General features: G+C 61.6%; 25 protein-coding genes. 14 read left to right on the top strand and 11 right to left on the bottom strand.

Features of this window, described 5'->3' with window-relative positions:
* Positions 1-12 precede the first annotated feature (12 nt).
* Positions 13-804 carry an ABC transporter ATP-binding protein gene (locus tag JNB71_RS06085; protein ID WP_220370892.1) on the bottom strand — a complete coding sequence of 264 codons (792 nt, stop codon included), beginning with the start codon at positions 802-804 and terminating at the stop codon, positions 13-15.
* 142 nt (positions 805-946) lie between these two features.
* On the opposite strand from JNB71_RS06085, the gene JNB71_RS06080 reads away from it, so the two are divergent.
* Complete coding sequence (locus JNB71_RS06080; RefSeq protein WP_220370891.1) at positions 947-1,360, top strand: cupin domain-containing protein; 414 nt, start codon at positions 947-949, stop codon at positions 1,358-1,360.
* A gap of 226 nt (positions 1,361-1,586) precedes the next feature.
* Here the strand turns inward: JNB71_RS06080 and hydA are convergent, their stop codons facing one another.
* The 3 genes from hydA to JNB71_RS06065 all read right to left on the bottom strand — a co-directional run bounded on the left by hydA (position 1,587) and on the right by JNB71_RS06065 (position 4,518).
* Complete coding sequence (hydA, locus tag JNB71_RS06075; protein WP_220370890.1) at positions 1,587-3,041, bottom strand: dihydropyrimidinase; 1,455 nt, start codon at positions 3,039-3,041, stop codon at positions 1,587-1,589.
* Between the two features lie 92 nt (positions 3,042-3,133).
* Positions 3,134-3,202 (bottom strand): hypothetical protein, encoded by a 69-nt coding sequence (locus JNB71_RS24395; RefSeq protein ID WP_262927092.1) that lies wholly within the window; start codon positions 3,200-3,202, stop codon positions 3,134-3,136.
* A gap of 62 nt (positions 3,203-3,264) precedes the next feature.
* Positions 3,265-4,518 (bottom strand): Zn-dependent hydrolase, encoded by a 1,254-nt coding sequence (locus tag JNB71_RS06065; protein ID WP_220370889.1) that lies wholly within the window; start codon positions 4,516-4,518, stop codon positions 3,265-3,267.
* A gap of 282 nt (positions 4,519-4,800) precedes the next feature.
* On the opposite strand from JNB71_RS06065, the gene JNB71_RS06060 reads away from it, so the two are divergent.
* A complete protein-coding gene (locus JNB71_RS06060; RefSeq protein WP_112856964.1) occupies positions 4,801-5,451 on the top strand; it encodes a TetR family transcriptional regulator C-terminal domain-containing protein in 651 nt (216 codons plus the stop codon).
* A gap of 173 nt (positions 5,452-5,624) precedes the next feature.
* Here JNB71_RS06060 and JNB71_RS06055 read toward each other — a convergent pair whose 3' ends face one another.
* The 3 genes from JNB71_RS06055 to JNB71_RS06045 all read right to left on the bottom strand — a co-directional run bounded on the left by JNB71_RS06055 (position 5,625) and on the right by JNB71_RS06045 (position 10,317).
* Entirely contained in the window at positions 5,625-7,295 is a 1,671-nt protein-coding gene (locus JNB71_RS06055) for an adenylate/guanylate cyclase domain-containing protein (RefSeq protein WP_220370888.1), read from the bottom strand.
* A 331-nt stretch (positions 7,296-7,626) separates the two neighbouring features.
* Complete coding sequence (gene preA / locus JNB71_RS06050) at positions 7,627-8,940, bottom strand: NAD-dependent dihydropyrimidine dehydrogenase subunit PreA (RefSeq protein ID WP_220370887.1); 1,314 nt, start codon at positions 8,938-8,940, stop codon at positions 7,627-7,629.
* Between the two features lie 15 nt (positions 8,941-8,955).
* Complete coding sequence (locus tag JNB71_RS06045) at positions 8,956-10,317, bottom strand: NAD(P)-dependent oxidoreductase (protein ID WP_220370886.1); 1,362 nt, start codon at positions 10,315-10,317, stop codon at positions 8,956-8,958.
* Between the two features lie 204 nt (positions 10,318-10,521).
* Here JNB71_RS06045 and JNB71_RS06040 point away from each other — a divergent pair, with 204 nt between their 5' ends.
* The 9 genes from JNB71_RS06040 (at position 10,522) to JNB71_RS06000 (ending at position 20,582) form a co-directional block, all read left to right on the top strand.
* On the top strand, positions 10,522-11,475 hold the full coding sequence (locus tag JNB71_RS06040; RefSeq protein WP_220370885.1) for a sugar-binding transcriptional regulator: 954 nt from the start codon (positions 10,522-10,524) through the stop codon (positions 11,473-11,475).
* 152 nt (positions 11,476-11,627) lie between these two features.
* On the top strand, positions 11,628-12,938 hold the full coding sequence (locus tag JNB71_RS06035) for an ABC transporter substrate-binding protein (RefSeq protein WP_220370884.1): 1,311 nt from the start codon (positions 11,628-11,630) through the stop codon (positions 12,936-12,938).
* Between the two features lie 237 nt (positions 12,939-13,175).
* Entirely contained in the window at positions 13,176-14,048 is an 873-nt protein-coding gene (locus JNB71_RS06030; RefSeq protein ID WP_220370883.1) for a carbohydrate ABC transporter permease, read from the top strand.
* A 14-nt stretch (positions 14,049-14,062) separates the two neighbouring features.
* Positions 14,063-14,887 (top strand): carbohydrate ABC transporter permease, encoded by an 825-nt coding sequence (locus JNB71_RS06025; protein WP_220370882.1) that lies wholly within the window; start codon positions 14,063-14,065, stop codon positions 14,885-14,887.
* 54 nt (positions 14,888-14,941) lie between these two features.
* Complete coding sequence (locus tag JNB71_RS06020) at positions 14,942-15,943, top strand: ABC transporter ATP-binding protein (protein WP_220370881.1); 1,002 nt, start codon at positions 14,942-14,944, stop codon at positions 15,941-15,943.
* Entirely contained in the window at positions 15,940-16,713 is a 774-nt protein-coding gene (locus tag JNB71_RS06015) for an L-iditol 2-dehydrogenase (RefSeq protein WP_220370880.1), read from the top strand. Before JNB71_RS06020 ends, JNB71_RS06015 begins: the two co-directional genes overlap by 4 nt.
* Positions 16,714-16,740: 27 nt before the next feature.
* Positions 16,741-18,225, top strand: coding sequence for a mannitol dehydrogenase family protein (locus JNB71_RS06010; protein ID WP_220370879.1), 1,485 nt, complete (start codon positions 16,741-16,743; stop codon positions 18,223-18,225).
* Between the two features lie 81 nt (positions 18,226-18,306).
* Positions 18,307-19,002, top strand: coding sequence for an HAD family hydrolase (locus tag JNB71_RS06005; protein ID WP_220370878.1), 696 nt, complete (start codon positions 18,307-18,309; stop codon positions 19,000-19,002).
* Positions 19,002-20,582, top strand: a complete 1,581-nt coding sequence (locus tag JNB71_RS06000) for an FGGY-family carbohydrate kinase (protein WP_220370877.1) — start codon at positions 19,002-19,004, stop codon at positions 20,580-20,582. The genes JNB71_RS06005 and JNB71_RS06000 overlap by 1 nt, the downstream gene beginning before the upstream one ends.
* Positions 20,583-20,839: 257 nt before the next feature.
* Here the strand turns inward: JNB71_RS06000 and JNB71_RS05995 are convergent, their stop codons facing one another.
* Both JNB71_RS05995 and JNB71_RS05990 read right to left on the bottom strand, forming a co-directional pair.
* A complete protein-coding gene (locus JNB71_RS05995) occupies positions 20,840-21,802 on the bottom strand; it encodes a sensor histidine kinase (RefSeq protein ID WP_220370876.1) in 963 nt (320 codons plus the stop codon).
* A 208-nt stretch (positions 21,803-22,010) separates the two neighbouring features.
* The gene (locus tag JNB71_RS05990; protein ID WP_220370875.1) at positions 22,011-22,805 is read right to left on the bottom strand and encodes a response regulator; all 795 of its coding nucleotides are present in this window, start codon (positions 22,803-22,805) and stop codon (positions 22,011-22,013) included.
* Between the two features lie 140 nt (positions 22,806-22,945).
* Here JNB71_RS05990 and JNB71_RS05985 point away from each other — a divergent pair, with 140 nt between their 5' ends.
* The 3 genes from JNB71_RS05985 to JNB71_RS05975 all read left to right on the top strand — a co-directional run bounded on the left by JNB71_RS05985 (position 22,946) and on the right by JNB71_RS05975 (position 25,397).
* Entirely contained in the window at positions 22,946-23,140 is a 195-nt protein-coding gene (locus JNB71_RS05985; RefSeq protein ID WP_220370874.1) for a NepR family anti-sigma factor, read from the top strand.
* An 8-nt stretch (positions 23,141-23,148) separates the two neighbouring features.
* The gene (locus tag JNB71_RS05980) at positions 23,149-23,703 is read left to right on the top strand and encodes an RNA polymerase sigma factor (RefSeq protein ID WP_220370873.1); all 555 of its coding nucleotides are present in this window, start codon (positions 23,149-23,151) and stop codon (positions 23,701-23,703) included.
* 188 nt (positions 23,704-23,891) lie between these two features.
* Positions 23,892-25,397, top strand: a complete 1,506-nt coding sequence (locus tag JNB71_RS05975; RefSeq protein ID WP_220370872.1) for a sensor histidine kinase — start codon at positions 23,892-23,894, stop codon at positions 25,395-25,397.
* Between the two features lie 12 nt (positions 25,398-25,409).
* Here JNB71_RS05975 and JNB71_RS05970 read toward each other — a convergent pair whose 3' ends face one another.
* Together JNB71_RS05970 and JNB71_RS05965 are read right to left on the bottom strand one after the other, a co-directional pair.
* Entirely contained in the window at positions 25,410-25,841 is a 432-nt protein-coding gene (locus JNB71_RS05970; RefSeq protein WP_220370871.1) for a hypothetical protein, read from the bottom strand.
* 90 nt (positions 25,842-25,931) lie between these two features.
* The gene (locus tag JNB71_RS05965) at positions 25,932-26,285 is read right to left on the bottom strand and encodes a DUF883 family protein (protein WP_220370870.1); all 354 of its coding nucleotides are present in this window, start codon (positions 26,283-26,285) and stop codon (positions 25,932-25,934) included.
* Positions 26,286-26,322: the final 37 nt, after the last annotated feature.

Genomic DNA, 26,322 nt, shown 5'->3' with positions numbered 1-26,322 from the left:
GCCACAGTCGATCTACTCGTCATAGCTATGCCCCGCTCTCAAGCCCTCGCGCACCCGGCTGGCGATCTCCAGGAACTCAGGTGTCTCGCGGATATCGAGCGGCCGCTCCTTGGGAAGGGTGGATTCGATGACGTCGGTGACGCGCCCGGGGCGGGGGCTCATGACGACGATCTTGGTGGACAGATAGACGGCCTCGGGAATGGAGTGCGTGACGAAACAGATCGTCTTGTTGGTGCGGTCCCACAGCTTCAGCAATTGCTCGTTCAGATGATCGCGGACGATCTCGTCAAGCGCGCCAAAAGGTTCGTCCATCAACAGGAGGTCGGCATCGAACGCGAGCGCGCGCGCGATCGAGGCGCGCTGCTGCATGCCGCCGGAAAGCTGCCAGGGGAATTTCTTGCCGAAGCCGGTCAGGTTGACGAGATCCAGCGTGCGCTCGATGCGGGCCTTCTGGTCGGCGGCGCCGTAGCCCATGATCTCAAGCGGCAGGGCGATGTTTTTCTCGATGGTTCGCCAGGGATAGAGGGCGGCTGCCTGGAAGACGTAGCCGTAGGAGCGGTTCTTGCGGGCGTCCTCCGGTGTCGTGCCGTTGACGGTGATCGTGCCGGAAGTCGGCTTTTCCAGATCGGCGATGACGCGCAGGAAGGTCGTCTTGCCGCAACCGGAAGGGCCGATGAAGGAGACGAAATCGCCCTTGTTGACGTCGAGATTGACGCCGGTCAGCGCGTTGACGGGGCCGTCATTCGTCTCGAAGGTGAGGCCGAGATTGCGGGCCGAGACGACGGATGCGGGTGTGATTGTCATTGGATCCGGTGCGCTCCGTCCTGAATGCCATTGCCTTGAACTGTGCTGTGTGGTCATTCGGCTGTCTGCCTTCGATAGTCGTACTTCATATTTTTCGAATGAGGTATGCTGCGCGCGACGTTGCTGCTCAGGAGATGTGGATATGTTGCAATCATCAAGACCGACCTGCCGGATCATCCGCCCCGGCCATACCTATGACGGCAAGCAGGGGCTCAGCTATTTCGAAGGCATTTCGGCCGAAGCGGTCGGTTCGACCGGCATCTGCATGCATCTCCTGACGATCCCGCCGGGCGGCCGCGCCAGGGCCCATCTGCACGAAAGCCACGAAACGGCGATCTACGTTCTGTCCGGTGAGGCGCACACCTGGTACGGCGACCGCCTGGAACATCACGCCGTCGTGCGGGCGGGCGAGATGTTCTACATCCCGGCCGGAGTTGCGCATCTGCCGGCCAATCTGTCGGACCAGCCCTGTTCGGCGGTGATCGCGCGGACAGATCCGAAGGAGCAGGAGAGCGTGGTCCTGTTGCCCGAACTGGATGGGTTGGTTCCGGCTTGAAAGGCGGGGGCGGCGGCGGAACCCCCCTCTTCGTGACATCTCCCCATCAAGGGGGGAGATGGGGTCGACGCATCGCATCTGTCCTACGAGAACCTTGAATGTGCCGTCGCTTGACCGGCGATCACCGATAATTTGTGAAACCGGCGCTTCTTGCCGATCTCCCCCCTTGAGGGGGAGATGTCCGGCAGGACAGAAGGGGGTGTTCCGCTGGACCATCGACTTCCGCTTAAACCCCGCTCGCCGGGATGCCGGTGCGCTGGACCTTGCGCGGTGCGGTGATTTCCTTCCAGGTCGAAAGCGCCTTGCTTACGGCGGCAAAGGGTTCGCGGCTGACGAACTCGCCATGGCCTTCCTGGGTCTTGACCGTCGACTCTTCGATTGCGACCACGCCGCGCGTCAACGTGTAGCGCGGCAGGCCGGTCACCTGCTTGCCCTCGAAGACGTTGTAGTCGATCGACGACTGCTGGGTGGCCGCCGAGATCGTCTTCGAGCGCTTCGGGTCCCAGACGACGATGTCGGCATCGGCGCCGACGAGGATCGCGCCTTTCCTCGGATACATGTTGAGGATCTTGGCGATGTTGGTCGAGGTGACGGCGACGAATTCGTTCATGGTGATGCGGCCGGTGGCGACGCCGTGGGTCCAGAGCATCGGCATGCGGTCCTCGAGTCCACCGGTGCCGTTCGGGATCTTGGTGAAATCGCCGACGCCGAAACGCTTCTGCGCGGTGGTGAAGGCGCAGTGGTCGGTTGCCACCACCTGCAGCGAGCCGCTGGCAAGGCCGGCCCACAGACTGTCCTGATGCTGCTTGTTGCGGAAGGGCGGCGACATGACGCGGCGGGCGGCGTGGTCCCAGTCGGGATTGGCATATTCGCTCTCGTCCAGCGTCAGATGCTGGATCAGCGGCTCCCCATAGACGCGCATGCCCTTCTGACGCGCGCGGCGGATGGCTTCGTGCGCCTGCTCGCAGGAGGTGTGCACGATATAGACCGGCGCGCCTGCCATATCGGCGATCATGATCGCCCGGTTGGTGGCCTCGCCTTCAACTTCGGCGGGGCGGGAATAGGCATGCGCCTCGGGGCCGTTGTTGCCTTCGGCGAGCAGCTTTGCCTGCATCTGCGCGACGATGTCGCCGTTTTCGGCATGCACCAGCGGCAGGGCGCCGAGCTCGGCACAGCGCTGGAACGAGTGGAACATCTCGTCGTCATCCACCATCAAGGCCCCCTTGTAGGCCATGAAGTGTTTGAACGTATTGATGCCCTTGTCCTGAACGATGGTCTGCATCTCATTGAAGACCTGCTCGCTCCACCAGGTGATCGCCATGTGGAAGGAGAAATCGCAATTGGCCCGCGAGGTCTTGTTGTCCCACATGGTCAAGGCTTCGAGCAGCGACTGGCCGGGCGAGGGGAGCGCGAAATCGACGACCATGGTCGTGCCGCCGGAAAGCGCCGCGCGCGTGCCGCTTTCGAAATCGTCGGAGGAATAGGTGCCCATGAAGGGCATTTCGAGATGGGTGTGCGGATCGATGCCGCCCGGCATGACATAACAGCCGGTCGCGTCGAGCGTTTCGTCGCCCGAGAGGTTCGGACCGATCTCGACGATCTTGCCGCCATCGACCTTGACGTCGGCCTTGTAGGTGAGGTCGGCGGTGACGATGGTGCCGTTCTTGATGACTGTGCTCATTGTTTTTGTTCCCTCATTCCATGTTCTTGGTGGTTTTGCCGATCAGTGGGGGCGCAACCGGATGAAGTCGCATTGGGACGCTATCTCACCGTTCAACACAGCGAGGATAGGTCGAGAACAGCGCGGCGTTCCTGCAGCACTTCGTGATTCCAGAAACGCAAAACGGCAGAGCCTTGATTGTTGAGCCGGCGCGTTCAGCGTCAAATCGGCGGGACGCATCGGATTACTCCATAATCACCGCCGTCTCGACCACCGCATGGAACAGCACGTCGCAGCCGGCCGACGCCCATTCCTTCGAAATGTCCTCCGCCTCGTTGTGGCTCAAGCCGCCGACGCAGGGGCACATGACCATGGTGGCGGGCGCGACCTTTGCGGCCCAGCAGGCGTCGTGGCCGGCGCCGGAGATGATATTCATGTGGCTGTAGCCGAGCTTTTCGGCGGCTGTGCGAACGGCGGTGACGAGCGTCGGATCGAAGGTGACCGGCGCGAAATGGCCGATCGCCTCGATCGAACAGCCGACGCCGAGCGGCTCGGTGATGCCGGGCGCTTCGGCCTCGATCCTGGCGCGCATGCGGTCGAGCTTGTCCTTGTCCGGCGAGCGGATATCGACGGTGAAGACGACCTTGCCGGGCAGCACGTTGCGGGAATTGGGCGAGAAGAACACCTGGCCGACGCCGCCGACGGCACCCGGCTGGTTTTCCATCGCGACCGTCTGAACCATCTCCATGATGCGGGCCATGGCAAGGCCGGCATTGACGCGCATGTTCATCGGCGTCGAGCCGGTGTGCGCTTCACGGCCGGTCAGCGTGAATTCCAGCCACCAGAGCCCCTGACAGTGGGTGACGACGCCGATGGTCTTTTCCTCCGCCTCGAGGATCGGACCCTGCTCGATGTGGTATTCGAAATAGGCGTGCATCTTGCGGGCGCCGACCTCTTCGTCGCCCAGCCAGCCGATGCGCTTCAGCTCGTCGCCGAAGGTCTTGCCGTCGGGGTCCTTGCGGTCATAGGCATATTCGAGCGTATGGACGCCGGCAAAGACACCGGAGGCGAGCATGGCAGGCGCAAAGCGCGCGCCTTCCTCGTTGGTCCAGTTGGTGACGACGATGGGGTGCTTCGTCTTGATGCCGAGATCGTTCATGGTGCGCACGACTTCCAGCGCGCCGAGCACGCCAAGCACGCCGTCATATTTGCCGCCGGTCGGCTGCGTGTCGAGATGCGAGCCGACATAGACGGGAAGCGCCTCGGGGTCGGTGCCGGGGCGGGTGGCAAACATCGTGCCCATCTTGTCGACGCCGACGGTAAGCCCCGCGTCCTCGCACCAGGTCTTGAAGAGCTTGCGGCCTTCACCGTCCTCATCCGTCAGCGTCTGGCGGTTGTTGCCGCCGGCAATGCCGGGGCCGATCTTCGCCATGTCCATCAGCGTCGCCCAAAGACGGTCCGCATTGACGCGCATATTCTCGCCCGGTGCTGCTACCATGGCCGCTCTCCTCATCGTTTTGCGGGCGGCACGCGGTGGCGCGCATCCCTTGTTCCCGTCGGTCGAATCGGGGCCATCTGGTTTTTTCGATTGCCCTGCGATCAGCCGTTGCGTTTGAATTTGAACTGACTGATAATTTGACCGGTTGGTAAAACATTACAACTTCCATTGCCGCACTCAAGACGAAAAACGGAAGTGTCGCCCGAATTTTCAGATCAAGCGGTTTTCGGGCGTTTTCAAAGTCGTGCGCAGGCGGCGATTGGTGAGAAGACAGGGGGGAACATGGTACTTCCGAGGGCAGCCCGAACACAAAGGCGAACCCGCATCCAGGAGGAGAAGGAAGAACAGATCCTGGAGGCGGCGCTGGACGTGTTCGCCACCCACGGCTTTCGCGGCAGCACCATCGATCAGATCGCCGATGTGGCGGGCATGTCGAAGCCGAACCTGCTCTATTATTTCCGCACCAAGGAAGCGATGCACCGGGCGCTGATCGACCGGGTTCTCGACAGCTGGCTCGATCCACTGCGTGAGTTCGACGCCGAGGGAAATCCGGTTTCCGAGATTTGCAGCTATATCCGCCGCAAGTTGGAAATGGCTCGCGACTTCCCGCGCGAGAGCCGGCTGTTTGCCAACGAGATCCTGCAGGGTGCGCCGCATATCGAGGACGAACTGAAGGGGCCGTTGAAGGCATTGGTGGACGAGAAGGCAGAGGTGATCAGGGCCTGGGCGAAGGCCGGCAAGATTGCCAAATGCGATCCCTACCACCTGATCTTCGCCATCTGGTCGACAACGCAGCATTATGCCGATTTCGACGTGCAGGTGCGCGACGTGCTTGGCGAGGAGCGGTCGGGCGAGGGACGATTCGAAGACGCAGCGCGGTTCCTCGAGCAATTGTTCGTCAAGGGCTTGGAAATCAAGAACGGGAGCGACTAACCGCCATCGGCGCTCACTTCCTCTTCTCCCCGGCGGGGAGAAGGTGGCCGGCAGACCGGATGAGGGGCGGCTTGCGCCGAAATCACCGTGAAACCCCCTCATCGCCTCGCATGCACTCGGACTTCTCCCGCGGGGCCGCAAGCGCCTTTGCTCCATATGCAAAAGCCTTCCCGTCAGAGCGGGGTCTCCTTCGGATGGTTCGCGGAAGCCATCATGATTTCGATCTCTGCCGCGTTCTGGATGATGAGTGTTTCGAGCGTGCCCGCACGGCCACGAATGGAGATGTTGTAGCTTTCACGGTCGTCGAGCGAAAGTCCGGCGTAGCGCACGACGTCGGCGGAAACGGCCAGTTGCGCGTCATATTCCTTGGCAAACCCTTCGAGTCGGCTCGCCGCGTTGATGGTGTCGCCGACGGCGGTCAGCGATGAGGCCCTGCCATAGCCGATCTGGCCGATGATTGCCGGACCGGCATGCATGCCCATCGCAATGCGCAGCGGCTTATCGAGTTCGGTCATGAAACTGCGGTTGAGCACTTCGACGCCATTGGCGATGCGCACCGTTGCGGCCAGCGCCTGGGCGCAGGCTTCCTCGATCGTGTTGCTCAGTCCAAAGATCGCCAGGGCGCCGTCGCCGATAAACTTGTCGATCACACCGCCGGATGCTTCGACAGCCTCGCCGATGGTTTCGAAATACCGGTTCAACAGGAAGACCGTATCGAACGGCAACTGCTTCTGGGCAAGCAGGGTGAAGTCGCGCAGGTCGCAGAAGAGGACCGCGATGCGCCGCTCGCGACCGGCTGCCTGCTGCTCGCTCGGCTGGGCCTTCAAACCGATATTGTCGGCTCCGAGAACGGGCGCGATCGACAGGTTGTGGTTCGGCCGCAGTTGGCAGGCCAGGCGGACATCGTCGGGTGCGCGGATACGTATAAGCGTCGCCTTCTCGGCCTCGTTTGGCGGGGGCAGCCGATGCACACCCTCCGTGACCCGAACGCGACAGGTCGAGCAGCGGCCGCGGCCGCCACAGATCGAGATATGCGGAATGCCTGCGGCGCGGCTCGCCTCGAGCACGCTGAAGCCTTTCGGAACGGAGATGGCGCGGTCGGGATAGGTGATCTTGACTCTTCCCCGCACCGGGATTGCACGCAGGATCAGCGTTCCGCCAATCATTGCCAACAGGCCGGCTACGATGGAAAGCCGGATTTGTGCAAGGATTTCGGGCCGCGCATGGTTCGACATGAACCATGCTTCGGACGGCATCCCGACCTCCAGGGACCGTGCAGCAACGGCGAAACCGAGCAGGGCGAGCAGCGGGACGATGACTGCGAAGGAATAGAAGAACAGGAAGTAGCGCGGATACCAGTCGCGGCCGCGCATCCAGAACCAGAAGCCGAGGCAGCCATGCGCCCAGGCGAGAATGAGAGCAAGGGATTGCCGTGTTGCGCCGAAAGCGCTCGACCAAAGAACCGGCAGCACCTCGTAGTAGCCGTCACCGGAGCCCGTCAGCATCCATTCGATGCGGGTGCTGACCACATGGCCAACGATGAGGAAGGGAAAGGAAAGCCCGAAGATGATCTTCAGCGCTTCCCGAACCGGCATGCGCAGGGTTTGCCGGCGATACAGGCTTTCAAGCGCCAACAGAAAATGCACCAGTAACGAGCCGTACAGCAGGATCGTGCCCGGCCAGCTTCGCCAGAACAGGTTGAATACAGCGCGCATCCTTTCCATCGCCTCGACCGAGACAAGGCCAAGCGCGTGATTGGAAAAATGGCTCAGCAGGAACAGTCCCAGGCAGGCGCCTGAAAGCAGATGCAGCCTTTTGCGCGTTCGAGAAGAGGCAATTTTCAATCAGATATCCGAGGTTGGCGGCCGCTGGCGACGTCGTGTCGTGTTTCTTATCGACGAGTTCGCGATCAGGGGCAACGCACGTTTTGTGGACGCTTCGTCGCAATTTCGTGTCCAATGCGCTATCGCCGAGCGCATTTCTCGGTTCGCGGCGAAGTCCAACGCGGACCACAGGCGCCGGGGATAGGCCGGGCGCGTGTGGTCCTTCAGTTTCGCTCTCTAAAAGTCATGGTCCCGCTCGATGCGGGCGCTTCACAACAGGTTTGGAGCGTGGATCAACGGCAATCGGCCGCCTTGATCCGAAACAAAGCGGCCGATTTGCATTGAAAATCCCTTATTCCGCGGCCTGCCGCGCCATCGGGTTGTTCGGGTGGGTCGTCCAGTTGGCGTAGTTCGCTTCGACGACCTTGCCGGTGCGCTCATCCAGCGTGCCGGGTTCGAGCCCGACCATGGTGATGCAGTCCTGCACGGGACAGACGTTGACGCAGAGATTGCAGCCGACGCACTCGTCTTCCATCACCTCGAAATGCCTGACGCCATTGACATACTGGGTGATCGCCTGATGCGAGGTATCCTCGCAGGCGATATGACAGCGGCCGCATTTGATGCAGGCATCCTGGTCGATGCGAGCCTTGGCGACGTAGTTGAGGTTGAGGTACTGCCAGTCGGACACATTCGGGACGGCGCGGCCGCAGATGTCGTCGAGACCGCGGTGGCCCTTGGCATCCATCCAGCTGGAAAGACCGGTGATCATTTCCTGGACGATCTTGAAGCCGTAGGTCATGGCCGCCGTGCAGACCTGCACGTTGCCGGCGCCAAGAACCAGGAATTCGGCCGCGTCGCGCCAGGTGGTCACGCCGCCGATGCCGGAGATCGGCAGGCCGTAGGTTTCCGGATCGCGGGCGATCTCGGCCACCATGTTGAGCGCGATCGGCTTCACCGCCGGTCCGCAATAGCCGCCGTGGCTGCCCTTGCCGTCGATTGACGGTTCCGGCGAGAAGGTGTCCAGATTGACCGAGGTGATCGAGTTGATCGTGTTGATCAGCGAGACGGCATCGGTGCCGCCGTTCTTTGCCGCGCGAGCCGGCTTGCGGATGTCGGTGATGTTCGGCGTCAGCTTGGTGATCACCGGCATGCGGGTATACTGCTTGCACCAGCGCACGACCATTTCGATATATTCCGGCACCTGCCCGACCGCGGAGCCCATGCCGCGCTCCGACATGCCGTGCGGACAGCCGAAGTTGAGCTCGATACCGTCGGCGCCCGTTTCCTCGACGAGAGGCAGGATCGCCTTCCAGGCATTTTCCTCGCAAGGTACCATGATCGAGGCGATCAGGGCCCGATCCGGCCAGTTCATCTTCACCTGCTTCATTTCGCGCAGGTTGGTGTAGAGGTCGCGGTCGGTGATGAGCTCGATGTTGTTCAAGCCGAGCAGGCGGCGGTCGGCTCCCCAGATCGCGCCGTAGCGCGGGCCGTTGACGTTGACGACCGGCGGGCCTTCCTCGCCCAGCGTCTTCCAGACCACGCCGCCCCAGCCTGCCTTGAAGGCGCGCTCGACGTTGTAGGCCTTGTCGGTCGGCGGCGCCGAGGCCAGCCAGAACGGGTTCGGGGACTTGATGCCGACGAAGTTGTTGCGGAGATCAGCCATTGTTCATTCTCCCCTTCAGGCGACGGCCGCGGCCGGCTGCGTCGCAGCGGCGAGAGCCCGGTTGATCGATTCGGCCGCATCGCGACCCATGGCGACGGCGGAAACCGTCAGGTCCTCGCCGCCCAGCACGCAGTCGCCGCCGGCCCAGACGCGCTCGAGCGAGGTGCGCCCCTCGGCATCGACGACGATGCGGCCGGATTGCAGCGCAATCGCCCCGAGACCGTCGGCCTCGAAGGTCTGGCCGATTGCCTTCAGCACGTGATCGGCGGTGATCACGCCGGTTTCGCCGGTGGTGACGAGGCGGCCGTCCTCGAGCGCCGTGTAGTCGAGCTCGATGCCGGCCACGTTGCCGTCCCGGGTCAAGATGCGCTTCGGCTGCAACCAGTGGCGGATGGTCACGCCCTTGGAGGCGGCAAGATCCTGCTCGAATTCCGAGGCGTTCATGTTTTCCTTGCCGCGGCGATAACAGATGGTCACTTCCTCGGCGCCGAGCAGCTTTGCCTGAACGGCCGCGTCAATTGCGGTCATGCCGCCGCCAAGCACCACGACCCTGCGGCCGACCGGGATGTCCGCCTTGGTTGCCGACTGCCGGAGAGCCGCGACGAAATCGACCGCATCTTCCACGCCCGCGGCCGTTTCGCCTTCTGCACGCAGCGCGTTGACGCCGGCAAGGCCAAGGCCGAGGAACACAGCATCGTGCCTGGAAAGCATGTCGTTCAGCGAAAAGTCGCGACCCAGCATCTGGCGATTGCGGATGTCGATGCCGCCGATGGAGAGCACGTAGTCGACTTCCTTCCGGGCAAAGTCGTCGACGGTCTTGTAGGTGGCGATGCCGTATTCGTTGAGACCGCCGGCCTTTTCACGGGCGTCGTAGATGACGACGTCGTGGCCCTTGACGGCAAGGCGATGAGCGCAGGCAAGGCCCGCCGGGCCGGCGCCAATCACGGCGATTGACTTGCCGGTCGGCTCGGCGCGCTCGTAGAACTGGACGTTGTCGCGCATGGCGATATCGGTCGCATAGCGCTGCAGCCGGCCGATCTCCACCGGCCGGTGCTCGGCTGTATTGCGCACACAGGCCTGCTCGCACAGCGTCTCGGTGGGACAGACACGGGCGCACATGCCGCCGAGAATGTTCTGGTCGAAGATCGTATTGGCCGACCCAATCGGGTTTCCAGTCGATATCTGCCGGATGAACAGCGGGATATCGATGGAGGTGGGACAGGCTGTCATGCAGGGCGCGTCGTAGCAGAAATAGCAGCGGTCGGAGGCGACCAGCGCTTCATGCTCGTCGAGCGGCGGATGCAGATCGGCAAAATTCCTGTCGTATTCGGCGGGCGACAGGCGTCCGCTCACTATTCCGGTTTCAGTCGTTCCCATTTTATCGCTCCCAAATGTCATGCCTCAGGATGATGAAACGGTAACACGCTTTATTTTTTTATCAAACGGTAAAATTTCAAAAATGAAAACGCGGGAATCGCGGCGCCACAGGGGGTTCGTTGCTGGCTTTAGCACGAGCATCGAGGTCTGTGTTTGACAGGAGACCGGAAAAAGTGTCAGCACTTTTTCCAGGAGTACAGCACGATGGCCCGCAAACCGGAAGCAAGCAACAGGCTCGACGATGCCGCGCGCGCGGGTTGGCTTTACTATGTCGCAGGGCGCACCCAGGACGAAATTGCGTCGGCCATGGGGATCTCGCGGCAGTCGGCGCAACGGCTGGTTTCGCTTGCCATGGCCGAGCGGCTGATCAAGGTTCGCCTGGACCATCCGATCGCGGCCTGTCTCGAGCTCGGACAGCGGCTCAAGGAAAAATACGATCTGCGGCAGGTGGATATCGTGCCAAGCGATCCCGGCTCGACCTCGACGACCGTCGGCATTGCCGAAGCCGGCGCAGCCGAAATCGAGCGCTGGCTGAAATCGACCGATCCGATCATCCTTGCCATCGGGACGGGGCGGACTCTCAAGGCGGCGATCGATCAATTGCCGGCAATGGAATGTCCACAGCACCGAATAGTCTCGTTGACCGGGAATATCGGTCCCGACGGTTCGGCTGCCTATTACAACGTCATCTTCAGCATGGCGGATGCCGTCAAGGCGCGCCATTTCCCGATGCCGCTGCCGGTTCTGGTTTCCTCGCCGGAGGAGCGGGCGGTGCTTCACAATCAGGCACTCGTCAAATCGGCGTTGCAGCTCGGCGCGGAGGCGAATGTCGCCTTTGTCGGCGTCGGCGAACTGGGCGATCGCGCGCCTTTGTGCGAAGACGGTTTTCTCGCCCGTGACGAAATGGTGCGACTGATGGACGAGGGAGCGGCCGGAGAAATCTGCGGTTGGATGTTCGACCGCGACGGCCAGATGATGTCGGGCAGCATCAACAAGCGGGTCGCCAGCGTGCCCCTGCCGTCGCGTGATTCGGCGAGCGTCATCGGCATCGCCAAAGGCCAGCGAAAATACCTGGCGCTGAACGCCGCGCTCAAGGGGCGGGTGATCAATGGCCTCATCACCGATGAGGCGACGGCCGAGTTTTTGCTCAAACAGTGAGCTGATGCCCACAAATAATCAATAATAGCTATCAAGTGGTTAGCCCCTCGTTTCTGCGCTGCAGCAACGAATGCGATTGACATTTTTTGCAAAGGTGCGAGTAATTGCTCACGAGCAAGGCAAATGCTCACAACTCTTCTGGGAGGAAGAATATGAACTTGAAAACTTTTTTGCTGGGCACGTGCTCGGCAGTCGTCATCGCGGGTTTTGCCCAGGCTGAAACCCTCACCATTGCCACGGTGAACAATGGCGACATGGTCCGGATGCAGGGACTGACGGACGACTTCACCAAGACAAATCCTGACATTCAGCTCGAGTGGGTCACCCTTGAAGAAAACGTGCTGCGCGAACGCGTCACCACCGACATCGCCACCAAGGGCGGCCAGTACGACGTGCTGACGATCGGCACCTATGAAGTGCCGATCTGGGCCAAGCAGGGCTGGCTCCTGCCGCTCGACAATCTCGGCGCCGATTACGACGTCGACGACCTGCTGCCGGCTATCCGCGCCGGCCTTACCTTGGACGGCAAGCTCTATGCGGCTCCGTTCTACGGCGAAAGCTCGTTCATCATGTACCGCAAGGATCTGATGGAGAAGGCAGGGCTCACCATGCCCGACGCTCCGACCTGGGAGTTCGTCGGGGAAGCGGCCCGCAAGATGACCGACCGTGCGGCCGGCATCAGCGGCATCTGCCTTCGCGGCAAGGCCGGCTGGGGCGAGAACATGGCGTTCCTGACCGCGACGGCCAATGCCTTCGGCGCCCGCTGGTTCGACGAGAACTGGAAGCCCCAGTTCGATCAGCCGGAATGGAAGAACACGCTCGACATGTACGTCAAGCTGATGAACGACGCAGGCCCGCAGGGCGCTTCGTCCAACGGCTTCAACGAAAATCTGGCGCTCTTCCAGCAGGGCAAGTGCGGCATGTGGATCGACGCCACGGTGGCTGCATCCTTCGTGACCAACCCGAAGGATTCGACGGTTGCCGACAAGGTCGGTTTCGCTCTTGCTCCGGACACTGGCCTTGGCAAGCGGGGCAACTGGCTCTGGGCATGGTCGCTCGGCATTCCTGCCGGCACGCAGAAGGCGGATGCGGCACAGAAGTTCGTGTCCTGGGCAACCAGCAAACACTATCTCAATCTGGTTGCCGAGAAGGAAGGCTGGGCAAACGTTCCTCCCGGCACGCGCACCTCGCTCTATGCCAATCCCGGGTATCAGAAGGCGGCGCCGTTTGCCAAAATGACGCTGGATTCGATCAATGCGGCTGACCCGACCAAGCCGACCGTGAAACCGGTTCCCTATGTCGGCGTTCAGTTCGTCGCCATCCCCGAATTCCAGGGGATCGGCACGACGGTCGGCCAGCTCTTCTCGGCGGCTCTCGCCGGCCAGATGAGTGTGGATGATGCGCTTGCACAGGCGCAGCAGGTAACCACCCGCGAAATGACCCGCGGCGGCTACATCAAGTAGGTCCCTCCCAAGGGCGGACGACCCGGGTCTGCCATCCGGGTCGTCAGACTGGAACCTGACGTCAGTCGTTAAGCGAATCTCCATCGTAGGAGCGGCTGACGTCAGGGGCTTTGCGAGACAAGGACCAAGAAGACCGGGTTTGCAGCCCTCCCCGGGGCGGGCCTGACCTGGCTCTAGAGCGGCGCATTTGCGGACGGAAAACCGTTCCTGGAAATGCTCCAGCGGGAGGGTTATTCAATGGCGACACAGAATACACGGGCGCTTGCGCGCCTTATGGTTGCCCCGTCGGTCGGGCTGCTTCTGATCTGGATGATCGTGCCGCTGGCTATGACGCTGTGGTTCTCGTTCCAGAACTACAATCTGCTCAATCCGGCCAATGTCAGCTTCGCCGGCCTGTTCAACTATCAGTATTTCTACACCGACCCCGCGTTTTTCCAGTCGATCTGGAATACGCTGGTCATTGTCGGCGGCGTGCTCCTTATCACCGTCATCGGCGGGATCGCAATCGCGCTTCTGCTCGACCAGCCGATACTGGGGCAGGGGATCGTGCGCATCATGATCATCTCGCCGTTCTTCGTCATGCCGCCGGTCGCGGCACTGGTCTGGAAGAACATGATCATGCATCCGGGCTACGGCGTGCTTGCCGATATGAGCCGGGCTCTCGGTCTGCAGCCGGTCGACTGGTTTGCCCAGTATCCGCTGTTTTCGATCATCATCATCGTTGCCTGGCAGTGGCTGCCGTTCGCGACGCTCATTCTCCTGACCGCGCTGCAATCGCTGGACGGCGAGCAGAAGGAGGCGGCCGAGATGGATGGCGCCAATTTCGTCAACCGGTTCATCTATCTGACGCTGCCGCATCTGGCGCGCTCCATCACCGTCGTCATCCTGATCCAGACGATCTTCCTGCTCGGCGTCTACGCGGAGATCCTCGTCACCACCAATGGCGGACCGGGCTACGCATCCACCAACCTGCCGTTCCTGATCTACCGCACCGCACTGCTCGGCTACGACGTCGGCGGCGCCTCGGCCGGCGGCATTATTGCAGTCATCCTCGCCAATATCGTCGCCTTCTTCCTGATGCGCGCCGTTGGCAAGAACCTCGACAGATAAGGGAGGCAAGGACCATGGCCCGCGCAGTCTCGACAAGAAGAACCGCCGCTTTCACCATCGCCGCATGGATCGTCGCGCTGATCATCTTCTTCCCGATCCTCTACACGATCATCACCAGCTTCAAATCGGAAACCGAAGCGATCCAGGGCTTTAGCCTCATTCCCTCGGGCACCGTCGAGAGCTATGTCGAGGTGCAGACCCAGAAGGACTACTTCAAGCCGTTCATGAACTCGGTCATGCTGTCGATCGGCTCGACCCTGATTGCCCTGTTGATCTCCGTGCCGGCCGCCTGGTCGATGGCATTTTCGCCGACCAAGAAGACCAAGGACGTCCTGATGTGGATGCTCTCCACCAAGATGATGCCGGCCGTCGCCGTTCTCGTGCCGATCTACCTGATCTTCCGCGATTTCGGCCTGCTCGACAGCCGTCTTGGCCTCACCTTCATGCTGACCATGATCAACCTGCCGATCGTGATCTGGATGCTCTACACCTACTTCCGCGAAATTCCGGGCGAGATTCTGGAGGCTGCGCGGATGGACGGTGCTTCGCTCTGGGGCGAGATCATCTACGTCCTGACGCCGATGGCGGTCCCCGGCATCGCATCGACGATGTTGCTCAACATCATCCTGGCCTGGAACGAGGCCTTCTGGACGATCCGTCTGACCACCACCAACGCGGCGCCGCTCACCGCCTTCATCGCCTCCTTCTCCTCACCACAAGGGTTGTTCTGGGCGAAGCTGTCGGCAGCATCGACGCTCGCCATCGCCCCGATCCTGATCATGGGCTGGTTCAGCCAGAAGCAACTCGTCCGCGGCCTGACCTTCGGCGCCGTCAAATAACAGAAGAACGACGAAAAGACGTCTCACTGAAGAAAAGAGTTGGGAGAGAAACGCATGGGCAACATCACACTCAGGAAGGTCAACAAGTCCTTCGGCGCGACGCAGGTCATTCCGGGTATCGACCTCAACATCGAAGACGGCGAGTTCGTCGTCTTCGTCGGCCCATCGGGTTGCGGAAAGTCGACGCTGCTGCGGCTGATCGCCGGTCTCGAAGACACCACATCCGGCAGGATCGAAATCGACGGCCGCGACGTCACCGGCGCGGCACCGGCCAAGCGCGGCCTTGCCATGGTGTTCCAGTCCTATGCGCTCTACCCGCATATGTCGGTGCGCAACAACATCGCCTTTCCGCTGAAGATGGCCAAGCTCGATCACGGCACGATCGACAAGAAGGTGACGGAAGCTGCGCGCGTCCTCAACCTGACGAACTATCTCGACCGTCGCCCAGGTCAACTGTCGGGCGGTCAGCGACAGCGCGTCGCCATCGGCCGCGCCATCGTGCGCGAACCCTCGGCCTTCCTGTTCGACGAGCCGCTGTCCAATCTTGACGCCGCGTTGCGCGGCACGATGCGGCTGGAGATAAGCGAGCTGCATCACCAGCTGCAGACGACGATGATCTACGTCACCCACGACCAGGTCGAGGCCATGACGATGGCCGACAAGATCGTCGTTCTCAATGCCGGCAACATCGAGCAGGTCGGCTCGCCGCTTGATCTTTATCACCGGCCCGACAACCTCTTCGTTGCCGGCTTCATCGGCTCGCCGCGAATGAATTTTGCCACCGGCGAATTCGCCCGGCCCTACGGCGCCCATACCGTCGGCGTCCGCCCGGAACACCTGCAGCTCTCGACCCAGTCGGGCACATGGCGCGGCGTCGTCGGGGTGGCGGAACATCTCGGCTCCGACACGTTCCTGCACATTCACGTCGAGGGGATCGGCCTGGTAACTGCCCGCGTCGGTGGCGATTTCGGCGTCAATCATGGCGACCAGGTATTCCTGACCCCGGATGAGGGCCGCGTCCACCGCTTCAATGACAAGGGACTGGCAATTCGATGACGCGGTTACAGGGAAAAAGCGCGCTTATCACCGGGTCGGCGCGCGGTATCGGCCGCGCTTTTGCCGAGGCTTACATCCGGGAAGGAGCGACCGTCGCGATCGCCGACATCAATGTCGAGCGCGCGAAGACGACTGCGGACGAGCTTGGCCCGTCGGCCTATGCGGTGGAAATGGATGTGACCAGCCAAGCCTCGATCGATGCGGCAATCGCCGCGGTCGTGGCGAAGGCTGGTGGGCTCGATATTCTTGTCAACAATGCCGCCTTGTTCGATCTCGCGCCGATCGTCGAGATCACCCGCGAAAGCTACGACAGGCTGTTTTCGATCAATGTCGCCGGCACGCTCTTCACCATGCAGGCGGCGGCACGGCAAATGATTGCGCAAGGGCGCGGCGGCAAGATCATCAACATGGCAAGCCAGGCGGGGCGCCGCGGGGAGGCGCTTGTCGCGGTCTATTGCGCCACCAAGGCGGCAGTGATCAGCCTCACCCAGTCCGCCGGTCTGAACCTCATCAAGCACGGCATCAACGTCAATGCGATCGCGCCCGGCGTCGTCGATGGCGAGCATTGGGAGGGGGTCGATGCACTGTTTGCCAAGTACGAGAACCGGCCGCTCGGTGAAAAGAAAAAGCTCGTCGGTGCCGAAGTGCCATACGGGCGGATGGGCACTGCGGAAGACCTGACGGGCATGGCGATCTTCCTCGCGTCTGCCGAAAGCAACTACGTCGTTTCGCAAACCTACAATGTCGATGGCGGCAACTGGATGAGCTGATCGAAGCTCATCGAAAGGAATGAAGACATGACGACCAAACTTTCGCTCGCCAATCTGAACGCCATCAAGGCGACGGCCGCCGTACCGGCCTATGATCGTTCGAAGCTGAAGGCGGGCATCGTCCATTTCGGCGTCGGCAATTTCCACCGCGCCCATCAGGCGATCTATCTCGATGATCTCTTCAATACCGGCAAGGATCTCGACTGGGCGATCGTGGGGGCAGGGGTTTTGCCCTCCGACGAATCGATGCGGACGAAGCTCGAAGAGCAGGATTTCCTGACGACGGTCGTCGAGCAGGACAACAACAAGAGCGCCGCCCGTATTACCGCACCCATGATCGACTATCTGCGGCCCGGCAACGCTGCCGCGACGATCGCGCAGCTCGCCGATCCCGCGATCCGGATCGTCTCGCTGACGATCACCGAGGGTGGCTATTTCATCGACCCGGCCTCGGGCAAGTTCAATCCGGGCCATCCGGCGATCGTTGCCGACAGCCGGAATCCCTCCGATCCGAAAACGGTGTTCGGCCTGATCATCGCCGGTCTGAAGGCACGCAGGGACAAAGGCATCGCGCCGTTTACGGTCATGTCCTGCGACAATATTCCGGGCAATGGCGAAGTCACGCATGCCGCCGTTTCGGGGCTCGCCCGCCTGTCCGACCCGGCATTTGCCGACTGGATCGATGCCAGCGTCGCTTTTCCGAATGCGATGGTCGATCGCATCACGCCGGCGACAGGTCCACGGGAAATCGGCATCGTCGCCGACGACTACGGCATCGAGGACAACTGGCCGGTCTTTTGCGAAGAATTCAAGCAGTGGGTTTTGGAGGACCGTTTTACCGCGGGCCGTCCCGCGCTTGAAACGGTCGGCGTGCAGTTCGTGCCGGAAGTTGCCCCTTACGAGCATATGAAGATCCGCATTCTCAATGGCGGCCATGCGGCGATCGCCTATCCGGCGGCGCTCCTCGACATCCATTTCGTGCACGAGGCGATGGAGGACGAGACCGTGCGGGCCTTCCTGGCGAAGCTGGAGCACGACGAGATCATCCCTGTCATTCCGCCGGTGCCGAACACGGACCTCAATGCCTATTTCAAACAGGTCGAGACGCGGCTGTTAAACCCGAAGATCGGCGACACCATCCCGCGCCTTGCCCAGGATGGCTCCAATCGGCAGCCGAAATTCATCCTGCCGACGACCTCCGACCGGCTGCGGCGCGGCGAGGATGTAATTGGCCTGTCGCTCGTCTCTGCCCTCTGGTGCCGCTATTTCGCCGGCACCTCCGACAGCGGCAAGGCAATCACCTTCAACGACGCCAGCGCCGGCCGGCTGCATGCCGCGGCGCTAAAGGCGAAGGATGATCCGCAGGCCTTCCTTGCGCTTTCGGATATCTTCGGCGAAGTTGCGCAGTCCTCATTGTTTCAGGGGCGGTTTGCAGAGGCGTTGCGGACGCTTTGGGACAAGGGCACGCGAACAACGCTCCAACTCTATCTCGACGGAAAACTCGGGGAATGACGTCATGACGCTCCAGCTATCGCCTAACGTCGCGGCCGTGCTGTACCGCCGCCTTGGCGCGCCGGTAGCGGCCTGACGGATATGACCGTGCGCCATCCACCCAAGCTGGTGATCTTCGACTGCGACGGCGTCCTGGTGGATAGCGAACCCCTGTCGATCGATGTGCTCGTGCGCGTCCTTCGCAATGCCGGCGTCGATATGGATGCCGAGGAGGCGACCGTGCGTTTTCTCGGCAAGAGCCTGAAGACGATGACGGACATCCTGCACGAGGATTACGGGCTTGCGGTGGACGACCATTTTCTCGAGCGGATGCGTCTCGACCTCTACCAGCGCTTCCGGCGGGAGTTGCAGCCCGTGGCCGGTGTCGGGACTGCGCTCGATCAGCTCGACATCCCGCGCTGCGTCGCCTCTTCCAGCCAGATGGAGCGCATCCGCCTGTCGCTGACCATCACCGGACTTATCAACAAGCTAGACCCCTATCTGTTCAGCTCCACGATGGTGAAGCGCGGTAAGCCTGCACCCGACCTCTTCCTGCATGCGGCGGCAGAAATGGCCACCCCGCCCGAAAACTGTATCGTCGTCGAAGACAGTCCAGCCGGTATAGAAGCGGCCCAGGCTGCCGGAATGCGGGTCTTTGCATTTGCGGGCGCATCGCATGCGAAGTCCGAGCGGCATCTGGCAACGCTCAAGCGGCTTTCTCCCGACGTCCTGTTTGACGACATGCGGGAATTGATCCATTTTGTCCGCAAAGAACAAACGGACGGGAACGCAGTTTAATGCGCGATCTGATCGTTGCTGTCGATGTTGGAACCGGCAGTGCCCGCGCCGGCATTTTCGACAGGCATGGCAAGCAATTGGCGCGCGCCGATTATCCGATCGCGATGAACCGGCCCGAGGAAAATCACGCCGAGCACGATTCCGAAAACATCTGGGCGGCTGTCTGCATCGCCGTGAAAACGGCCCGCGCCAAGGCGGGGGTGCCGGCCGAAGCCATCGCCGCGATCGGGTTCGATGCCACCTGCTCGCTTGTCGTGCGCGACAGGAGTGGTGCACCCTTGTCGGTCAACCGCAAGGGTGATCCCCGCTGGGACACCATCGTCTGGCTTGATCATCGCGCCCTGGAACAGGCGGATTTCTGCACTGCCACCGAGCATCCTGTCCTTGCTCACTCCGGCCGGGTCATGTCACCGGAAATGGAAATGCCGAAGCTCATGTGGCTGAAGCAGAGCCTGCCGCAGCAATGGGAAAAGGCGGGTTACTTCTTCGATCTTGCGGACTTCCTCTCCTGGCGGGCGACGGGTAATCCGGCCCGTTCACGTTGCACATTGACCGCGAAATGGAACTACCTTTCCCACAAGGCGAACGGCTGGCAGGAGGAGTTCCTGGCCATGATCGGCCTGGAGGATTTGCTTGAGCGCGGCGGCCTGCCGGAGAAAGCCTTGCCGGTCGGACAATCGACCGGACACTTGACGGCTGCGGCGGCGGCCGAACTCGGGCTGCACGAAAAATGCCAGGTGGCGACGGGGCTGATCGACGCCTATGCGGGAGCCATCGGCGTTCTCGGCGAATTTGCCGGCGCGCCGGACAGGCTCGAAAGGCAGCTCGCCCTGATTGCCGGTACGTCGAGCTGCATCGTTGCCTTTTCAAAGGACATGAAGCCGGGCTTCGGCATGTGGGGCCCCTATTTCGAGGCTGTGTTTCCGGACAGCTGGCTGGTCGAGGGTGGGCAATCGGCGACCGGGGCGCTGCTCGATCATGTCGTGCGCAGCCACAGCGCCGGCGGCGAGCCGGATGCGGAAATCCACGCGCGCATTGTGCTGCGCATCCAGGAACTGCGCGCGGCCCAGGGTGCGGAGTTTGCCTCGCGCCTTCATGTGCTTCCGGATTTCCACGGTAATCGTTCGCCGCTCGCCGACCCGCACGCGCTCGGCGTCATCAGCGGACTGGCACTCGACAGTTCATTCGATGCCCTGTGCCGGCTCTATTGGCGCACCTGCGTCGCCATTGCGCTCGGGATACGGCATATTCTGGAGATGATGAAGCAGGCCGGTTATGATCTCGACACCCTGCACGTCACCGGAGGGCATGTCCGCAACCCACTGTTGATGGAACTCTATTCCGACGTCACCGGCTGCACGGTCGTCGTGCCCGAGACAAACGATGCGGTGTTGCTCGGCACGGCCATGGTCGCGGCGGTTGCCGGGGATCTCTATCCCGATCTTGGTGTTGCGGGACCGGCGATGTCACCGGGCGGGATTGAGCGCCGCCCCAATCCCGCCCGGAAAGAGGTCTACGATCGAGACTTTCGCAAATTCCTGAGCCTCTACAAACATCGGGCCGAGCTGGAGGCTCTTTGACGGCACTTCTTCCGCTGCGATAATTTTTCAGAAAAAAGACAGACGGCGCTGGAACCTTTTTGCGCGGAGCCCGTTTACGCCCTGTCCGGATAGTGCTTCGCATCGCCCCCAATGCGCGCACACCTAATAATGTCCGGCACACAACTCACACGCCCCCTCGGTGAGTTGTCGATATCAGCCAGTGTCTTCCCCGGACGCTGGCTGTTCTTTTTTGCCAATCTGTCACCGTGTAGCCGCTGCTGTCGCCCGAGGCCGGCTCATTCCTCGACGCGGGTGATGATCTCGTATTCCCGCCACGGGATTGTCAGGCGATACTCGATACGGTCGGATGTGGTCAGGTATATGGCCCTGCCGCCGACGGCCACCGGCACGACCCTTTCCAGGACCGTCAGTGCAAACGTGTGATCTTCAGCCTCATTCCGCGACGCCAACGCTGGCGGGAGATGTTCGATCCAGGCGAGCTCGATCGCGTCCTGATCGTCCAGCAGCGTCTCGAAACAGTCGATCGTCAGCGAATTGATACCGGCCGCGATCGCGCCGCAGGAGGCGGAGTTGACAATCAGTTCGTGCAGCGCAAGGCCGACATGCAATGTCGCGTTCGGCGACAGATGGGCGTTCACGCCGCGGACGGAGATCGGGTTCTCCGTCGCAGGCCAGTAGGCGCTCACCTGCCGCTCCGCCAGCGTGAAGAGATACGCGCCGCGCCAGCTGGAATCCGTCACGAGGTCCTGCGAGTAGGCAAGTGATTGAATGCGGCCGCGAAACTTGCTGAGGAAATAGTCGAGGGAAAGCGCCTGGCGCGCGGTCTGGGTCGCAATGCCCTGGATGATGGCCAGGAGGTTTTTCGAGCGGTGGCTGAGCTCGCGCAGCAGGGTTTTCAGGATGCGCTCGCGATGGCGAGCTTCGGAAATATCGGTGATCACGGAGAGAATACCGATCATGCCGAGGGTATCGACGCGCTCAATGTCTATGCGATAGGTGAGCACGCCCGTCGGGGAGAGCACTTCGATTTCCGTCGAAGCAGGCGTATTGCAGCTGGCGACGTCGCGTTTCAAGGCGCTCAGGCGGGCGCCTTCCTCAACTCCGAACACCTCTTTATCCGCCTGCGGCCCAGTTGCCAGTGGTTGCAGGACACTGGGCAGGTTGCCGAAAAGAACGACGTCGAGATCGTCGGATTGATAAAGGTAGCCCGAACCAGACTTCTTTAAAACCAGCTCCATCAGGACCGCGCCTCCGGTCCCGAGAGGAACTGAATTGCCTGCAGTGGCCACGCGATTACGCCTTCCATGCTCTGATTGATTGTGTGTTCGGCTCCTGTGCAACGAAACGGCCAACCGATCGGCTTTTTCCGATGCGGTTAAGTTTGGCTCTTACCGCAGATGCGGCAGGGCGTTGAAATCAACTTTCCGGCTGTCCAGGCGGACAGCCTTAGGCCGCAGCCTTGGTGGATTCGTTGAAGAACAGCGCCTGGCTGATCAGCGCCTTGACCATGTCGGGGTTGAACGGCTTGGTGACCAGGAAGGTCGGTTCAGGCCGCTCGCCGGTCAACAGGCGTTCAGGGAACGCCGTGATGAAAATCACCGGAATGGGCGTGTTCTTCAGGATGTCATTGACTGCATCTATGCCTGAGCTGCCGTCGGCGAGCTGGATATCGGCGAGCACCATACTGGGCTGCGTCGCCTTGAAGAGAGCCACGGCCTCGTCTCGGGTGCGGGCAATGCCGGTCACCCTGTGGCCGAGGCTTTCGACCATCTGCTCGATATCGATCGCAATGAGCGGCTCGTCTTCGATGATCATGATGTCGGTGGCGACCTGTCGCGAGATCTCCTCGGAAGCGCGCTCGAGCAGCTCGTTCATGCCGCTCTCGGTCGTGCCCAGGACTTCCGCCGCCTCGCTTGTCCGGAAGCCTTCGACGGACACAAGGAGGAAAGCCTGACGCGCCAGCGGCGACACGGATGCGAGATTGATCGACGCCCGCTTTTCCCAGGCAAAGGGGGAAACCGGCTCGGGAATCAAAACGGAGGAGGAGCCGAACAGCTCCGTATAGAGCCGAAACAGCGCAACCCTGTCGCTGCTCGCCTCCGGGAAAATGGTGACATCTGCGATCAGCGCTTCCAGGACAGCCGCCACATAGGCGTCACCCGACGTCTGTGAACCGGTCAGTGCACGGGAGTAGCGGCGCAAATAGGGAAGGAACGGAGCGATCCGCGTGGAAAGTGACATGTATGGGCTCCCTAAATCTGGCCGAGGTGGTGGCCATGCAGTTCGGAAACGCGACGCGAAAAAAAAGGTTCCTTTGGAGGGAACGATTTTTTTCGCGGTGCATTATGCAGCCAGATGAACTCTCAAGGTATTTTCACTGTATGACCTACAAAATTGGGGCTGGGCGCGATGTGGCAACGCCAATGCGCGCCGATAATCCGAATGGGCAGATTGCAACCAAGCTTCGCGCACTCTATCTTTCGGTACAGGAAGAAGCCATTCCGGACCGGTTTCTCGACCTTTTGGAGAAACTCGATGCGGTCGAGCGCCGGTCGTTGTCGGACGTGGCGGAATGAGTGGCGGCATGACCTCTGAGGAGTCGAGTTTCAAGCGTGAAATGCTCGCAGCCCTTCCAAGCTTGCGCGCGTTCGCGATGTCGTTGATCGGCCGGCACGACCGCGCCGACGATCTCGTTCAGGACACCATCATGAAGGCTTGGGCCAAACAGGACCACTTCGAGATGGGCACCAACATGAAGGCGTGGCTGTTCACCATTCTGCGCAACGAACTCTACAGCCAGATGCGCAAACGTGGGCGCGAAGTGCAGGACAGCGAGGGCTACTTCACCGAAGCGCTGGCTCAGCATCCCTCCCAGTATGGTTCGCTCGATCTTCAGGACTTCAAGCGGGCGTTGGAAATGCTGCCGCCGGATCAGCGCGAGGCGATCATCCTGGTCGGTGCTTCCGGCTTCTCCTATGAGGAGGCGGCGGAGATCTGCGGCTGCGCTCTCGGAACAATCAAGAGCCGGGTCAACCGCGCCCGCCAGCGCCTTCAGGATATTCTTCAGGTGACGGGTGAGAGCGAGTATGGACCGGACGCGACATCGGCGCCCATCATCTCGCGCTCTTTCGTTTCCTGACAGCAGGCATTAGGTGTCCGCCAGTCGTCTGATCCGGCGGAACTTCTCTTTCGCAGAGCGCCGCGATCTGCGGGCAGATTGCACCGGGGTTGGCAATCGTGCAGAACAGCGAGCAACAGGCACGCTGCATTGGCAGATGCAGCGCGCTCCAATAAATGACGGCGCCCCGTGGTTGGGTGTGGAAGTTCATGGATGAAATGACTAGCGATCTTCCGACGGCGGTTGCGGCCGTCATGACATCGCCTCAACGGCTTGGTGTCCTGCGCTCTGTCGTCCCGGACATGGCTGTGCCGGATGCCGATTTCCGCGAGCTCGCCGAGATTGCCGCCGATCTTTTCAGCGCTCCGATTGCTTTGGTGACCCTTGTCGATACGCGGCATCAGTGGTTCAAGGCCGCGGCTGGGACCACCGAGGCGCAGGCGTTGTCAACGGAATCGTTCTGCGTGCATGCTCTCGCGGCGCCCCTAAGCGAAGTGTTCGTTGTCGGCGATGCCTCGACCGACCCTCGGTTTTCGCGCCTGCCGCAGGTGACGAGTGCGCCGTTTCTGCGGTTTTATGCGGGTGCGCCGCTCCTCATCGACGACCAGCCCGTTGGCACGATCTGTGTTTTCGATATCAAGCCGCGTAAAAATCTTCCGCAGCAACTCCTCGTCCAATTGCAGCGCCTTTCGCGCGCTGCGGCGGCGTTGTTCAAGCTCAAGCACGAGGCGCGCCAGCGGGCGTTGAAAGAGGCAGCGCTTTCACGCGAGGAGCAGCGCCATGCCATGGCGCTCGATGCCGCCAATGTCGGCAGCTGGCTGTGGGATATCCGCTCCGGCAGCGTTTCGTGCAATCCCGCGATGCTGCGGATGTTCGGCATGCCGCCCGCCGGAGTCGCCCAGGCAAGGGACATTTTCCACAAAATTCATGCCGAGGATCGCATCGCAACGCTGTCGAAGCTGCGGTCTGCCATGACGCGGGACGAGGAATATGACGGCACGTTTCGGGTCGCCTCCACCGGTCGCTGGCTTCTGGGCCGCGGCCGCGTGCATGAACGCGATGCCAACGGCAAGCCAACGCTTTTTCTCGGCATCAATATCGACGTGACGAATGAACAGATTTCAGCGCAGCGCACGCGGCTGCTTCTGCGCGAGCTCAACCACCGCGTCAAGAACACGCTGGCAATGTTGCAGTCGCTGGCGCGCCAGACATTGCGCCAGACCAGCGATCCGCGGGAGTTCATGACGGCGTTCGCCGGCAGGCTTCAATCCATATCGGAAGCACACGGGCTTTTGTCGGATCACGAATGGGGCAATATTCACCTTTCTGCACTGCTGGCCAAGCAACTGGCGCCGCATGTACGCGACTATGCGCGGCAGGTCGAAATCCACAAGGACGAGATTCTACTCGGTCCGGATCAGGCGGTCGGCCTCGGGCTGGTCCTGCACGAGCTGGCGACCAATGCCGCAAAATACGGTTCTCTCGGGGTTCCTGACGGCAAGATCGTCCTTACCGCGCGCGGCGTGGATGAGGACGGCCATCGTGTTCTGCATATGACCTGGACCGAGGTCGGAGGTCCGCCGGTCAGGGAGCCGGAGCGGCGCGGCTTCGGCTCGATCCTGATCGAACGCAGCCTCGACAAGGTGATGGGCAGTTCGGTGAAGATAGAGTTCCTGCCCGCGGGCCTGACGGCGATCGTCCGGCTCCCCCTTTGATCCGGTTTGCCGTCAGGAGTGGTCGCTGCTGCCGGGTTTCCGCATCAGCCCAAGCGCGGCTCCCAGTCCGACGACGAGACCGGCGGCAAGAAGCGGCTGCTTTCGGAACAGCGTCAGGGCAGTAGCGATTACCAGGCTGGTTTGCGCTTGCGAACGCCGGCGCTTTTCGGCCGCGATCCGCCGGTCCCGCGCATTGAGCGCGGACATGATGCCGATGATGACGAGGCCAATGGCGAGGGATATGGCTGCGAGCATGACGGTGGCCGTCAGCGGCGTAAATATTGTGCTGAGATAGATTGCGGCTGCGACAAGAACGAAAATATAGGCGGTCAGGAAAAACAAGGACGCCAACAGCCACAGGCCTCCGTTGCGCTTGTAGCGCGATACGACAATGCCAATGTCCGTCACTACGAGAGCCGAAAGCATGGCGGCCAAGGGACCCATTTTCTTCTCCACGGCAAGAAGGCAAGTTCGGCTGGCAAACAGAGCCAGCGATGCGACGGGCAGTGCTGACCGCCGCCCGAAGCTGGTTAATTAGCGGCGGAGGAGAGCTGCGATCAGCAGTCCAACGGCAGCCGCTGCCCCGAGCGTCGCGAAGGGATGGTCGCGAACAGTGTGGCGGACCCGCTTTTCAGTGAGCGCGTAGCGGCTGCGCAAGTCTGCAAACAGTTGCTCGCCGGTTTCGATCAGCTCCTGAAGGCCGGCTTCGGCGTGTTCGCGTGCGCTATGCGCCTTGGTCCGGACATCTTTCGAAGCGTCGGCGCCACGCTGCGACAGGAGGCGCGCAAGGGATGCGATTTCGTCGCGCAGTTCAGTGATCTGATCGTCCATCGGCGTATCAACGAAGCGCTTCTTTGCGCCGGAACCGGAAAAGAGACCTGTTGCCATGAGAATAAAACCCCTATCTGTCGCTGGCGTCCACCAC

The sequence above is a fragment of the Rhizobium herbae genome (genome assembly GCF_019511375.1).
In the GTDB taxonomy this organism is placed as follows: domain Bacteria; phylum Pseudomonadota; class Alphaproteobacteria; order Rhizobiales; family Rhizobiaceae; genus Pararhizobium; species Pararhizobium herbae_A.
The sequence above is the reverse complement of the archived record's forward strand: the minus strand, read 5'-3'. Positions and strand labels throughout refer to the sequence as shown.

Coding starts and splice junctions, on each gene's coding strand:
- JNB71_RS05990 (WP_220370875.1), bottom strand. CDS start 22,805: ATGTCACTTTCCACGCGGATCGCTCCGTTCCTTCCCTATTTGCGCCGC.
- hydA (WP_220370890.1), bottom strand. CDS start 3,041: ATGAGCACAGTCATCAAGAACGGCACCATCGTCACCGCCGACCTCACC.
- JNB71_RS05980 (WP_220370873.1), top strand. CDS start 23,149: ATGACCTCTGAGGAGTCGAGTTTCAAGCGTGAAATGCTCGCAGCCCTT.
- JNB71_RS06030 (WP_220370883.1), top strand. CDS start 13,176: ATGGCGACACAGAATACACGGGCGCTTGCGCGCCTTATGGTTGCCCCG.
- JNB71_RS06040 (WP_220370885.1), top strand. CDS start 10,522: ATGGCCCGCAAACCGGAAGCAAGCAACAGGCTCGACGATGCCGCGCGC.
- JNB71_RS05975 (WP_220370872.1), top strand. CDS start 23,892: ATGGATGAAATGACTAGCGATCTTCCGACGGCGGTTGCGGCCGTCATG.
- JNB71_RS05985 (WP_220370874.1), top strand. CDS start 22,946: ATGACCTACAAAATTGGGGCTGGGCGCGATGTGGCAACGCCAATGCGC.
- JNB71_RS06060 (WP_112856964.1), top strand. CDS start 4,801: ATGGTACTTCCGAGGGCAGCCCGAACACAAAGGCGAACCCGCATCCAG.
- JNB71_RS06005 (WP_220370878.1), top strand. CDS start 18,307: ATGACCGTGCGCCATCCACCCAAGCTGGTGATCTTCGACTGCGACGGC.
- JNB71_RS06065 (WP_220370889.1), bottom strand. CDS start 4,518: ATGGTAGCAGCACCGGGCGAGAATATGCGCGTCAATGCGGACCGTCTT.
- JNB71_RS06045 (WP_220370886.1), bottom strand. CDS start 10,317: ATGGGAACGACTGAAACCGGAATAGTGAGCGGACGCCTGTCGCCCGCC.
- JNB71_RS06035 (WP_220370884.1), top strand. CDS start 11,628: ATGAACTTGAAAACTTTTTTGCTGGGCACGTGCTCGGCAGTCGTCATC.
- JNB71_RS06020 (WP_220370881.1), top strand. CDS start 14,942: ATGGGCAACATCACACTCAGGAAGGTCAACAAGTCCTTCGGCGCGACG.
- JNB71_RS05970 (WP_220370871.1), bottom strand. CDS start 25,841: ATGGGTCCCTTGGCCGCCATGCTTTCGGCTCTCGTAGTGACGGACATT.
- JNB71_RS06010 (WP_220370879.1), top strand. CDS start 16,741: ATGACGACCAAACTTTCGCTCGCCAATCTGAACGCCATCAAGGCGACG.
- JNB71_RS06000 (WP_220370877.1), top strand. CDS start 19,002: ATGCGCGATCTGATCGTTGCTGTCGATGTTGGAACCGGCAGTGCCCGC.
- JNB71_RS06015 (WP_220370880.1), top strand. CDS start 15,940: ATGACGCGGTTACAGGGAAAAAGCGCGCTTATCACCGGGTCGGCGCGC.
- JNB71_RS06080 (WP_220370891.1), top strand. CDS start 947: ATGTTGCAATCATCAAGACCGACCTGCCGGATCATCCGCCCCGGCCAT.
- JNB71_RS05995 (WP_220370876.1), bottom strand. CDS start 21,802: ATGGAGCTGGTTTTAAAGAAGTCTGGTTCGGGCTACCTTTATCAATCC.
- JNB71_RS06085 (WP_220370892.1), bottom strand. CDS start 804: ATGACAATCACACCCGCATCCGTCGTCTCGGCCCGCAATCTCGGCCTC.
- JNB71_RS05965 (WP_220370870.1), bottom strand. CDS start 26,285: ATGGCAACAGGTCTCTTTTCCGGTTCCGGCGCAAAGAAGCGCTTCGTT.
- JNB71_RS06025 (WP_220370882.1), top strand. CDS start 14,063: ATGGCCCGCGCAGTCTCGACAAGAAGAACCGCCGCTTTCACCATCGCC.
- preA (WP_220370887.1), bottom strand. CDS start 8,940: ATGGCTGATCTCCGCAACAACTTCGTCGGCATCAAGTCCCCGAACCCG.